Below are 12093 nucleotides of genomic sequence, written 5' to 3'. Positions count from 1 at the left end.
TCCCTTAACCCTGAATGTTTGGCGGCCAGCCAGCAGTGTTGATCTCTGAGGTGTACTTCAGGAACTCGGCGATAGCCTCTAGCTCCTCATCAGAGAGATTGAACTGCGGCATGCTGCGGCGTCCGGGAATGCCCTCGGCAGGACGGCTCTTGATGAAGCCGATGATCGCTTCTTTACTGTTGCCAAAGCGTGTGTAGACGTTACCCAGCTCTGGAGCGAAGTAGGCACCTTCGCCGAGAAGGGTGTGACAACCGATGCAGTTATTCTCCTCCCAGACCGTCTTACCTAACGCCACCTGCGGGGTAAGGTTTTCACGATTATCTCGCTGGGGTAGTGACCCCATGGTGTCGAAGGTTAGAGCCAGAAACAGCAGGAAGAAGAAGAGACTCCCTCCATAAAATATGTTTCTGGCCATCGATTTTGTGAACGTTTCGCTCATTGATTGGCACCCCTCTAGTGTCGTTTGTTTTTGCTAGGCTGCTTTATCCCTTTTCAACGTGCAAAGGGCATTGACCTACGTCAATGGTCAGAAAACAGAGTGGGAACAAATGCTGCTGGCCGGTCGTATTTATGGCTATCGCTCAGCGAGTTTAGAGGGCTAGAGGCTGAAATGTGTACGAGTCCATGAGGGGGCATCAACATTCGTTAAGTGAGTATCGTTTACGGTAGCGGTGGGTTTCAAGGTGCGAACCCTGATGCGGAGTGTGTCGCAGTCGGAATGCCAACCTGGTATGACGATGCCATATGAAACAGCGTCTGCGAAGTGGAGGTGCGCAACGAGCGAATGAAATGAACCGAGGCGGTCGAAGCTGAGTTGAAAATTTTGACGCGTCAGATTGGAGAGATGCGGTAGCGCTCAGTGGTAGGCATGGCTGCCTCGATGCCTCACAGTATCAATAGCCTGCTCTCCCAAACAGGTGGTCAGCTGCTAATATACATATAGGGAGTGTGTGTTTATTACGTTGCTATTAATTGGGGGAAATGTCATGAGCAGGCAGACTGGTTTCACTTTGATCGAGTTAGTGATTGTGATTGTTATTTTGGGAATATTGGCGGCCTATGCAGTGCCCAAATATATGGAACTCGACAAAGAGGCGCGGATTTCGGTTGTAGAGGGATTGGAGGGAAGTTTGAGGGCCTCATCCGACATGGTTCATGCGCTGGCTCTGGCAAAAGAGACAACCGGTGCCTCGACAACTCTGGATATTGGGCCCAGCACTATTGATGTGAGCAATGGGTTTGCACAGCCTACTTCTGCAGGAATCGGTACAACGATTGTCGATCTGAGTGGTTTTGATATCGTCACAACTGTTGCAGACACCATCTCATTCCAGAAAAAGGGGGCGCCTACCCCTGGTGACTGTCAGGCTACCTACGTCTATGACGATTCAACACCAGGCAACTACCCTGCAATATCCCGCACTACCTCAGGCTGTTGATGCGTTTTAACGGCTCAAGTAACTGGTATAGTTGCTGTCGCCATTGGAAACCAACGGTGCAGCATCCTGTGGTTACTTTGCGCTACCGCGCTGGTTGATAAACCATCGTTGAAAGCATCAGGTGAGATGAGGCAGTGCGTCCGATGCATGGTTGCAAAACCTCATGTTGATCGGCCATGAAGATGAACCGCATTATATAGGTTGTATGAAAAGTTGTAAAGAAGTACTGTTTGTATGTATGGGCAAATCGTCGTTCACCAACGGCGAAGTGCTCCTTCATTAGGTGAGTCGTGATGGCCAAGAGGAGTCAATTGAGATCGACTCTGCGGGCACGCATGCCTATCACGTTGGTAAGGGACCCGATGGGCGAGCCGAGGAGGCGGCAGGTAGACGAGGTTTTGATCTCAGTCCGCTCAGGGCGAGAACGGTGAAGCCGGATGACTTTCACCAGTTCGACTACATCCTGGCGATGGATAGCAGTAACTACGATGACTTGATTGCGATCTGTCCTGCCGGTCAGGAACACCGGGTCAAGATGTTTCTCGAGTTTGCACCCCAGGTGAGTGAAACTGAGGTGCCTGATCCCTACTACGGCGGTCACAGCGGTTTTGAGCATGCTCGACCTGGTTGAGGCGGCGAGTGAGGGATTGTTAAAGGATATCTATAATCGCGTCGGAAGTGGTAGCTCGTCAATAGATATGGTGAAAAGCCCGCGTTTGGTTTACGCTGGCTTTTGCTTTGTCGTTCCTATTGAGGTTAGCTTCGCCCTTATCTCTGCCTGATGTCGGTGCTGCAGAAGGGGAAGGTGCAACAGCTGGTTTCTCACTCTTGGCTGTCTCTGCCTTTGGTGCTTCACTCTAACTGGCTCAGCCTTAGGTGTCGTGCTCTTGGGAGTGTCAGCTTTAGGTGTGTCGGCCTTGGAGCTTCACTCTTTGGAGTGCTTACCTTCGGCGCTTCAGCGGCAGGTTTAGGTTTTTCACTCTCCTGCTTTGGTTTTGCTGGAGCTACCTCAGGTTTCGATTCCGTTGGAGCTGGTTTCTCGGCGGCCTTTGGCTGTGGTGCCTGCTCCTTCGGTTTCTCATCACGTTTTCACGCTGCTGCGCTTACTCGCAGCGCTGTGCCTGAGGGGTGAGCTACGTGCTTCTACCTACCTTGCTGCGGCAGCATTGCTCGCTCTCCTGTTTGATTCCGGCGGCGCTGTCGTTACGCTTGGGTTTATTGTCGCGAGCTGGTTTCTCAGTGTCGGCAGGTTTATTCGACGATTGTTGTGGCTGCTCGTTACTGTTCTCGCTGCTCTGGCTGTTCTCTTCGTTCTTGTTCTGGGTGTTTCCACCACCGCCACGACGACGACGTCCTCCGCGACGACCACGACGTGAGCCGGAGCCCTCCTTCTGTGGACGAGCTTCGTTCTGTGCGTCATTTTTTGGCTGGCCATCGGCGCTCTCTACTTTCTTCGCGCTCTGCTTCTCCTTGTTATCCCTCTGTCCTTGCGGTTTACCCTGGCCACGCTTCTCGTCACCCTTGTTACGATTGCCACCCTGGCCGCGGTTGCGCTGCTGGCCGCGTCCAGAATCACCTTCGCCTCGGCCTGAGTTACGTCGGCCGCCACGATTTCTGCTTGGGCGACTCTTCTTCTCCTCTTCCTCTTTTACCTCGGGTTTGGCGGGTGAGAAGAGGTTGGAGAAGAGACGACGAATAATGCCGGGGCTGCTCGGTTGTTCGACAGGTTCGATCTTCTTCGCTTCTGGTTTGGGTGCTGTCTGATTGATTCGTTTGACTGCAGGCTCTTCGAGAGTGACCTTCTCCTCGACTCGCTTGGCGACCGGGGCCTCCTCTTCAGCAGCGGTTGCCATTTTATAGCTAGCATCGCTCTGCTCAGGCATCTCGTGGCTGCGGATGCGGGTCACCTCGTACTGTGGTGTCTGCATATTGGGATTAGGAATAATCAGTAATGCAACGCCGTAACGCTTTTCAACAGTGCTGATTGCATCACGCTTCTCATTGAGCAGGAAGGTGGCAACGTCGACTGGTAGCTGCGCCTGTAACTGCCCGGTCTTCTCCTTCATCGCGTTCTCTTCAAAGAGTCTCAGCACCGCGAGAGCCAGTGATTCAACGCCACGTACCGTACCCTGACCGCTACAGCGCGGGCAGACATCCTGACTCGATTCACCCAGTGAGGGGCGCAGACGTTGACGTGACATCTCCAGCAGACCGAAGCGTGAGATACGACCGACCTGCACGCGTGCGCGGTCCATCTTCAGTGCGTCACGGAGGCGATTCTCAACCTCACGTTGGTTACGGGTTGGGCTCATGTCGATGAAGTCGATAACGATCAGGCCGCCAATATCGCGCAGTCGTAGCTGACGGGCGATCTCATCGGCCGCTTCGACGTTAGTATTGAGGGCCGTCTCCTCGATATCGCTACCTTTGGTGGCGCGAGCCGAGTTGATATCGATAGAGATCAGTGCCTCGGTCGGGTCGATGACGATGGAGCCGCCCGAAGGGAGACGAACCTCACGATTGAAGGCGGTCTCGATCTGTGACTCGATCTGATAGCGCGTGAAGAGGGGGACGGCATTCTGATAGAGCTTGAGTTTGGAGAGGTTGTTCGGCATGACGTGGGACATGAACTCATGTGCCTCGTCGTAGGTGGCCTGGTCGTCGACCAGAATCTCACCCACATCACCACGCATGTTGTCACGCAGCGCGCGGATAATGACGTTGCTCTCCTGATAGATCAGGAATGAGGCGGCGCGCTCAGAAGCGGCCTTCTCGATCGCAGTCCAGAGATTGATCAGGTAGTCGAGGTCCCACTGCAGCTCCTCGGCAGAACGTCCAACACCGGCGGTGCGCACGATCAGTCCCATTCCTTCTGGAATTTCAAGCTGACTCATCGCATCGCGCAGTTCGCTGCGATCCTCACCTTCGATACGGCGTGAGACACCGCCCGCACGGGGATTGTTGGGCATCAGGACCAGAAAACGGCCCGCAAGACTAATAAAGGTAGTTAGCGCAGCGCCCTTGTTGCCGCGCTCCTCTTTTTCGATCTGGACAACAACTTCCTGCCCCTCTTTGATCGCATCCTTAATGTTGACGCGCCCACCACCCGAGGTGGCTTCTTCAGCGAAGTAGCTGCGTGCGATCTCTTTGAGGGGGAGGAAGCCGTGGCGCTCAGCGCCGTAATCGATAAACGCAGCCTCAAGGCTGGGCTCTACTCGGGTAACTCTACCCTTGTAGATATTCGATTTTTTCTGTTCCCTTGTTGCGGTCTCGATATCGAGGTCGTAAAGACGTTGGCCATCCACGATGGCCACGCGCAGCTCTTCGGGCTGCGTGGCATTCACCAGTAATCGTTTCATATTCAGGATCTCTTAGATGCTCAACCCTGTTCAGGCGCAGGCTTCTCAGGCTTGGGGCTTCGTGACACGGCAGCACTGGGACGATCTCGTCGACCCGATGACAATGCGTAGCGATGCCGGTCTCAATAAAGAGCCCTAGCCGGTGGAGCAGTGCGATAAATAGGGGAGCGTAGCTGTACATATATATAGTTTGTTGCCGATGCCTTCTGGCATGGGCGGATATCATTCTCGGTTACGAATTTTTTGGTGTTCCGAATCACCTTGTTGATGGATTGGAACCGGCACCTGATAAAAGCTTGTGCAGGACCCAATCCGGGAAAGCTTGTCTTGGCTGAAGACCGCGCCTTGGTTGGCGTGCTGGTCTAGGGCTTTTAGAACAAACGCGACCCACTATATCAGCGATATGAAAGGGCATCAATGGATGGGGGTATCTCTAAGCTATTGTGAAATTAGATTTCTAATATTCCGATGAAATGGGAGGGTTGAAGCTGCTATTATCGGCGCGATGAATAGCGAGGTTGTCCATAATCGAGTCCGAGAGCAGACCGTTTCCGAGGAGGAGGCGGGGCAGCGCATCGACAATTATCTGTTGCGTGAGCTCAAGGGAGTACCCAAAAGCCGTATATACCGAATCCTGCGCAAGGGTGAGGTGCGAGTTAATAAAGGCCGCATCAAGCCGACATATCGTCTGAACGTCGGTGATATTGTGCGTATTCCGCCTATTCGAACTAGCAGTAAAGAGGGCGAGACGAAGATCAAACCGGGAAGTCTCGACTGGCTCGAAGGACGTGTGCTGTTCGAAGATAAGCGGGTGCTGGTGCTCAACAAACCGAGCGGCATGGCGGTTCATGGGGGCAGTGGTCTTAGTTTCGGTGTGATTGAAGCGCTACGCGCAATACGACCCGATGCCCCTTATCTGGAGCTGGTACACCGGCTCGATCGTGAGACTTCAGGCTGTCTGCTGATCGCGAAGAAGCGCTCAGCGCTGCGCCGACTCCATGAGCTAATGCGCACGGGTGGCATCGATAAACGTTATCTGGCCCTGCTAATGGGACGGTGGCGGGGTGGGGCACGGAAGATCGATGCACCGCTACTGAAAAATAGCCTCAAGAGTGGTGAGCGGGTGGTACGGGTCGATCCGCAGGGCAAGGCGGCCGATAGTCGCTTTATCCCGCGGCAGATTATGCAGAGGGCTAGCCTGGTAGAGGTTGAACTGGGAACCGGTCGTACCCATCAAATCAGGGTCCACGCCGCCCATGTGGGCCACCCTATCGCGGGTGATACGAAGTATGGCGATGAGACGTTTAATGGTGCATTGCGTGAGCGGGGGCTTAAACGACTCTTTCTGCACGCCTACAGACTGAGTTTTACGCTCGGTGATGATGAGAAGCCGATCACAATCGAAGCACCACTGGATGGTGAACTACAGCAGCTGGTTGATAGACTCAATGACGATGAATAGTTACAAACTTCTAATATTTGACTGGGACGGAACCTTGATGGACTCCGTTGACCAGATCCTCTACTGCATGAGGGCCGCCATCGGCGATCTCGAATTAGAGCCGCGTACAGGTCAACAGATCAGGGACATTATTGGTCTAGGGCTGCATGAAGCGGTCGAGACGCTCTATCCCGGTCGTGAACCTGAATTTGCGCAGGTGATGGCTGATCGCTATCGACACCATTTCCTCTCTGCCGATGTGACGGTGGCTGATCTCTTTGACGATGTTGATATTCTGCTTGAGCAGCTCCGCTCTAGTGGCTATCTGCTGGCCGTGGCGACAGGTAAGGGACGAACAGGTCTCGATAAAGTACTCAATGAGACCGGCATGGGCGCGCACTTTCACACCACACGCTGTTCTGATGAAACCCGTTCAAAGCCCCACCCGTTGATGCTGGAACAAATTATGAACGAACTTGACTGTCTGCCTGAGCAGACGTTGATGATTGGCGATAGCGAGTTCGATCTAGACATGGCTAACCGTGCCGGAGTCGGCTCGGTGGGCGTCAGTCATGGTGTTCACAGCTGTGATCGACTGGTGAGCCATAATCCACTCGGATGCCTCGATCGTGTTGCCGATCTCCATTCGTGGCTCTCTGATGAGCTGAGTAAGAGTGCCTGAGAAACAATCCAATTTCTAAAATATTGATTTCAAGGAAAGCTAATGTTTAACAAGATCGAGAAGAACGTGGCGGATCAGAATAGTGAGGGGTGGGAGCGGGATCTGCTCAATCGTCTCGCCTTTGCATCGATCAATGAGCAGCGACGTGCCAGACGCTGGGGGATCTTCTTCAAACTATTGTTGGTGCTCTATCTGGTGGGGCTACTGTTCCTCTCGGTACCATCGTTGCAGGAGGGCGCTACGCTAAAAGACGAGAAGCATACCGCTCTGGTAGAGCTAGAGGGTGTGATCGCGGCGGGTAGCAAGGCGAGTGCCGACAACATCGTCACCGGACTGCGTGATGCCTTCGAGGATGAGAACACCGCCGGTGTGATTCTGCGTATCAACAGTCCCGGTGGCAGCCCGGTACAGTCGGGTTATATCAACGATGAGATCGTGCGCCTACGCGAGAAGTACCCCGATACTCCCTTCTATGCGGTTATTTCCGATATCTGTGCCTCGGGAGGCTATTACGTTGCCGTAGCTGCAGATGAGATTTACGCTGACAAGGCGAGCATTGTTGGATCGATCGGTGTGATCATGAACGGCTTTGGTTTTGTGAACACGCTCGACAATCTTGGTGTTGAACGCCGACTCTATACTGCTGGCGAGCATAAAGGTTTCCTCGATCCCTTCTCTCCTGAGAATGAGGATGAGGTGGCTCATATAGAGACACTACTGACCGATATTCACGGTCAGTTTATCGACACGGTGAAAACGGGGCGCGGTGAGCGTCTGAAAGAGAACGATAAACTCTTCTCGGGTCTACTCTGGACCGGTGCTCAAGCGGTTGAGATGGGACTGGTTGATAAGCTTGGTAGCGCGGGTTATGTGGCACGCGAGGTGATTGGCGAGGCAGATATTGTTGACTTCACACCCAAGGAGACGCTGTTAAAGCGCTTCAGTGATCGTCTTGGAAGCTCTATGGCTAATGCCATCACTAATCAGGTAGGTGGTCTGAAGCTTCAGTAGAACTCGTTATAAGTAGTCCAACTAGGCCACGATAGAGACCGTCTCTATCGTGGCTTTTTTATAATGCGCCTCACCTGTTGATGAGCCTATATTCAGAAACATAGTCGACTAGCTCCATCGATTGCTAGTGGCTGGCGTATATACGGCTCTCTCCGTTTTTCTCAATGGTGACTACGTTATAGGCATCTTTTCTACTGCCCTCCATGCCAGGAGAGCCCATCGGCATTCCTGGTACGGCGAGTCCGCGAATCTCTGGACGCTCTACTAACAAACGTTTGATGTCGCTCGCGGGCACATGCCCTTCAATAATATAGCCTCCAATCTTGGCCGTATGACACGACTGGACTTCAGTCGGTATGCCAAGCACATTTTTTATCGGCTGCATATTGTGCTGGTTGTGGCTGGTGACGGTATAGCCATTATTTTCCATATGTGCAGACCAGCCGTAACAGCAACCACAGCTTGGACTATTGTAGATGTTGATTTCTGTGGCCTCTGCTGTGGTGAGTAGTGACGAAGAGAGAAGAAACATTACTGTCGCAACAATAATGATATTAATTTGAATAAAACATAGAAAAAAATGCGTGAAGCTTTGTTCCGATTCATGTCTGTTCCTCGAGTCGACGGGGTTACCTTCAGATAGGTAGAAGTATGTCGAAATGGTTAGAGTCTGTGGTGGAGCTGTAAGAGATACGTATTGCAGCTCTATCAACCCTTTGTGTGGAGAAAAAATCACACATGTGTGACTGCTGATAATCGGTGGTGGTGACTATCTTGTTCATTAATTGAAGCATATTGACCAACATCTACCGATCGGATGTTTTTGTCAATTAGGGTATATACGATTTGGAATTGGAATAAATCTGCCGTGATGTGAGCAAGGGTATTTGTATGATTAAAGCGAGGCGGAAACGATGGCACGAATTGGTGCTGGATGGCCCTCTACGGTTTTGTTTGGATTGTCTGGATCGAGATAGTTGGCCATCGATTCAAAGTGCATCCACTCGGTACGACGCTGCTCATCAGCCGTGGTGGGACTGACATCAATGAGCTCTATGTTTGAGAGCCCAGCCTTCTCCAGCCATAACATCAATGTGGCAGGGGAGGGTAGAGTGTGGACGTTTTTCATCTTGGCGTAACGTCCGTTGGGGTGGAGCAACTCACCTTGATGACATTCAATTACCAGTCCCTCAATGATTAACTGGCCGCCTGGTTTAAGGTGCTGTATGAGTTGCTCGATGTGTTCCATGTGATCTTTGCGATGATAGATAACGCCCATCGAAAAGACAGTGTCGAAGCTCTTGTTGCCTTCGGGTATCTCGTCAAGTTTAAGCGGTAATATGTGCATTGCCCGTTCACCAATAAAATGGCGCATGGCGGTGTACTGCATCACGTAACTGATGGTTGGATCGATGCCGATCACTCGCTCGGCCCCGGCACCCAGCATGCGCCAACCGTAATAGCCGTTGCCGGAGCCGACATCAAGCACGGTTTTTTCTTTGAGGTCGATTGCATCCTCAATGCGCGCCCACTTCCAGTCCGAGCGCCACTCGGTGTCGATATGGATGCCGTAGGGGCAGAAGGGACCTTTGCGCCATGGATGGAATGCCAGCAACGTTTCGCGAATCTCCTTTCGAGTCGCTTCAGTCAACTCATTGCCGTAACCGATCTCGATACAGGCTTTGCTCAGATCGATGTGTGAAGGGGAGAGTTTGGGTAGCGCCTCCAGTGCGGCCAACCAGCGTGGCAGGTCACCGTGACGGGCTAATTTATCCTCAGACTTCTGTGGCACGCTATCGAGCCAGTGCGCAAGTGATGAGTCTGCCATCCACGCAAACAGGTGTTCATAACCGAACGGTGAAAAATTCATTTGAAGGCAATCAGAGAGGTGAAGTTAAAGGCTTGAAACCACTGCTCGCTGCAACTAAAGCCTGCCGTAGAAAGTCGCTGTTGGTGAAGCTCAAAGGTGTCAGGAATCAATACCTGTTCCAGTGCGGCGCGTTTTTGACTGATCTCAAGCTCCGAGTAGCCGTTGGCGCGTTTAAAGGCGATATGCATCTGTTCATGAAAACGTGCAATCTCGCTCTCATTGAAATGGAGCTTTTCGGATAGAACCAGAACGCCGCCCGGGTTGAGTCCCCGGTGGATCTTCTGTAACAGCTCAAGTCGCTCATCTGGGGGGAGGAACTGCAGGGTGAAGTTAATCACTACCAGTGAGGCATTGTTGATCTCGACTTGACGAATGTCGGCACAGTGAATCTCCACCGGTGTCGCAGCCAGATCATGATCAACATTCTCATGGCATCGTTCGGTCATCGCCTCAGAGTTATCAATGGCGATGATTCGACAGTCACTCGCCTTGATACGTCGACGGAGTGAAAGTGTCGCTGCTCCGAGCGAGCAGCCGAGATCGTAGATCTTGCTGCCATCGGTAACGTACTGCTCGGCGAAGAGGCCGAGCAGGGCAATAATCTCCCCATAGCCAGGGACCGAGCGGCGAATCATATCGGGAAAGACCGAAGCGACATTCTCGTCGAATTGAAAGTCGACGATCATCGATTGCGGTTGGTTAAATATAGCGTCGCGCTGACTCATGAGCGGTAGCTGTCAGGCCTCAAGGGCGTAGAGCTCGCGAATCTCCTGATCCCAGATGGTGTCATCGATCGTCTCCAGAACCATAGGAATATCATTGAAGTTATCGTTGTTCATGATGTAGCGGAAACACTCCCAGCCGATGTGACCCATACCAAGGCTGTGGTGGCGATCGACACGTGAACCGAGTTCTGGTTTGGAGTCATTGAGGTGCATGCCGCGTAGATATTTAAAACCGACCAGTTTGTCGAATTCGTTAAAGGTCTTCTCACACGCCTCTTCGGTACGCAGGTCGTAACCGGCGGTGAAGGTGTGACAGGTATCGAGACAGACACCAACACGTGACTTATCCTCAACGCCATCAATGATCGCAGCGAGATGGTCGAAGCTGTAGCCGAGTGTGGTGCCCTGACCGGCGGTGTTTTCAATTACGGCCACGACATCGTTTGACTGTTCCAGTGTGACGTTGATCGACTCTGAGACGATGGCAAGGCTCTGCTCTTCGCTGATCTTTCCCAGGTGGGCGCCGGGGTGGAAATTGAGCAGTTTGAGTCCGAGCTGTTCGCAGCGTTGCATCTCATCAAGAAAGGCGTCGCGCGACTTGGTTAGCGCTTCAGGTTCGGCGTGGCCCAGGTTGATCAGGTAGCTGTCGTGCGGCAGTACATGCTCGGGGGCGATACCGACTTTGTCGAGGTTCTCTTTGAAGGCGTTGATGCTCTTCTCAGTGAGAGGCTTGGCCTTCCACTGACGCTGGTTCTTGGTGAAGAGGGCAAAGGCCTTTGCTCCGATCTTCTCGGCATTAAGCGGTGCATTCTCAACACCGCCGCTGGCGCTCACATGGGCTCCGATATATTTCACGAATGGACTCCGAATTGAAACTATTGCTGAAAAATGGAGGCTACTTTAGCTCTCATTGAGTAGCTGATCAAAGTCAGCGCGAGAGAGGGGCTTGCTGAAGTAGTAGCCCTGATAGTTGAGACACCCCTTGTCACGCAGGAAATTTAACTCATTTTCGTACTCTACCCCCTCCGCGATAACCTCTAATTCGAGATGACTCGCCATGGAGATAATGGTCTCGACGATCAGAGCATCGCTGGTGTCAGTAGTGATATCACGTACAAAGGATTGGTCGATCTTAAGCCGGTCTAGAGGCATCCGTTTGAGGTAGGCCAGTGAGGAGTAGCCGGTGCCGAAGTCATCGATGGCAAAGCGTACGCCCATACGCTTGAGTGTCTGCATCTTCGCCGAGACCTCGGTGGCATTCTCGACCAGTATTCCTTCAGTGAGCTCCAGCTCCAACAGGCGTGGATCGATCTCGCTCTCTTTGATGATTGACTTGATCTGGTCGACAAAATCACTCTGGTGGAACTGGCGTGGACTGACGTTGACCGACACCATTGGCAGCCGAATGCCATCGATGTTCCACTGTTTGAGTCTGCAACACGCCTCACGAAGTACCCAAATCCCGATATCGATAATTAGTCCCGACTCCTCAGCGAGCGGGATAAATCGAGCGGGAGAGATGCCCCCCCATCTCAGGGTGATTCCAGCGCAGCAGGCTCTCGGCAC

The 12093-nt window shown here is 52.6% G+C and carries 12 protein-coding genes; 5 read left to right on the top strand and 7 right to left on the bottom strand.

Translation table 11 applies throughout. The annotated features are described in order from the left end of the window. Positions 1 to 4: 4 nt before the first annotated feature. The gene (locus HUE57_RS13690) at positions 5 to 439 is read right to left on the bottom strand and encodes a c-type cytochrome (RefSeq protein WP_078482243.1); all 435 of its coding nucleotides are present in this window, start codon (positions 437 to 439) and stop codon (positions 5 to 7) included. 547 nt (positions 440 to 986) lie between these two features. Here HUE57_RS13690 and HUE57_RS19710 point away from each other — a divergent pair. After that, positions 987 to 1439 carry a pilin gene (locus HUE57_RS19710; protein WP_135621908.1) on the top strand — a complete coding sequence of 151 codons (453 nt, stop codon included), beginning with the start codon at positions 987 to 989 and terminating at the stop codon, positions 1437 to 1439. A 283-nt stretch (positions 1440 to 1722) separates the two neighbouring features. After that, a complete protein-coding gene (locus tag HUE57_RS13680) occupies positions 1723 to 2070 on the top strand; it encodes a low molecular weight protein-tyrosine-phosphatase (protein WP_320416245.1) in 348 nt (115 codons plus the stop codon). A 502-nt stretch (positions 2071 to 2572) separates the two neighbouring features. Here HUE57_RS13680 and rne read toward each other — a convergent pair. Further along, on the bottom strand, positions 2573 to 4798 hold the full coding sequence (gene rne / locus HUE57_RS13675; protein ID WP_174673380.1) for a ribonuclease E: 2226 nt from the start codon (positions 4796 to 4798) through the stop codon (positions 2573 to 2575). 505 nt (positions 4799 to 5303) lie between these two features. Between rne and rluC the strand changes: the two genes are divergently transcribed. From rluC to HUE57_RS13660, 3 genes are read left to right on the top strand one after another with little or no spacing between them, the layout of a single operon-like run. Beyond that, complete coding sequence (gene rluC, locus HUE57_RS13670; RefSeq protein WP_078482246.1) at positions 5304 to 6260, top strand: 23S rRNA pseudouridine(955/2504/2580) synthase RluC; 957 nt, start codon at positions 5304 to 5306, stop codon at positions 6258 to 6260. Beyond that, positions 6178 to 6921, top strand: a complete 744-nt coding sequence (locus HUE57_RS13665; protein WP_420885692.1) for an HAD family hydrolase — start codon at positions 6178 to 6180, stop codon at positions 6919 to 6921. The genes rluC and HUE57_RS13665 overlap by 83 nt, the downstream gene beginning before the upstream one ends. Before the next feature lie 42 nt (positions 6922 to 6963). After that, positions 6964 to 7932, top strand: a complete 969-nt coding sequence (locus tag HUE57_RS13660) for a S49 family peptidase (RefSeq protein ID WP_078482248.1) — start codon at positions 6964 to 6966, stop codon at positions 7930 to 7932. 124 nt (positions 7933 to 8056) lie between these two features. On the opposite strand, the gene HUE57_RS13655 is transcribed toward HUE57_RS13660, so the two are convergent. The 5 genes from HUE57_RS13655 to HUE57_RS13635 all read right to left on the bottom strand — a co-directional run bounded on the left by HUE57_RS13655 (position 8057) and on the right by HUE57_RS13635 (position 12093). Continuing rightward, entirely contained in the window at positions 8057 to 8464 is a 408-nt protein-coding gene (locus tag HUE57_RS13655; RefSeq protein WP_078482249.1) for a DUF411 domain-containing protein, read from the bottom strand. 363 nt (positions 8465 to 8827) lie between these two features. After that, entirely contained in the window at positions 8828 to 9802 is a 975-nt protein-coding gene (gene cmoB / locus HUE57_RS13650) for a tRNA 5-methoxyuridine(34)/uridine 5-oxyacetic acid(34) synthase CmoB (RefSeq protein ID WP_078482250.1), read from the bottom strand. Next, positions 9799 to 10527, bottom strand: coding sequence for a carboxy-S-adenosyl-L-methionine synthase CmoA (gene cmoA, locus HUE57_RS13645; protein WP_078482251.1), 729 nt, complete (start codon positions 10525 to 10527; stop codon positions 9799 to 9801). The genes cmoB and cmoA overlap by 4 nt, the downstream gene beginning before the upstream one ends. Positions 10528 to 10539: 12 nt before the next feature. Beyond that, entirely contained in the window at positions 10540 to 11382 is an 843-nt protein-coding gene (gene nfo / locus HUE57_RS13640; protein ID WP_078482252.1) for a deoxyribonuclease IV, read from the bottom strand. 45 nt (positions 11383 to 11427) lie between these two features. Further along, positions 11428 to 12093, bottom strand: coding sequence for a putative bifunctional diguanylate cyclase/phosphodiesterase (locus tag HUE57_RS13635; RefSeq protein ID WP_174673379.1), 666 nt, complete (start codon positions 12091 to 12093; stop codon positions 11428 to 11430).

Source organism: Candidatus Reidiella endopervernicosa, from assembly GCF_013343005.1.
Lineage (GTDB): Bacteria > Pseudomonadota > Gammaproteobacteria.
The sequence above is the reverse complement of the archived record's forward strand: the minus strand, read 5'-3'. Positions and strand labels throughout refer to the sequence as shown.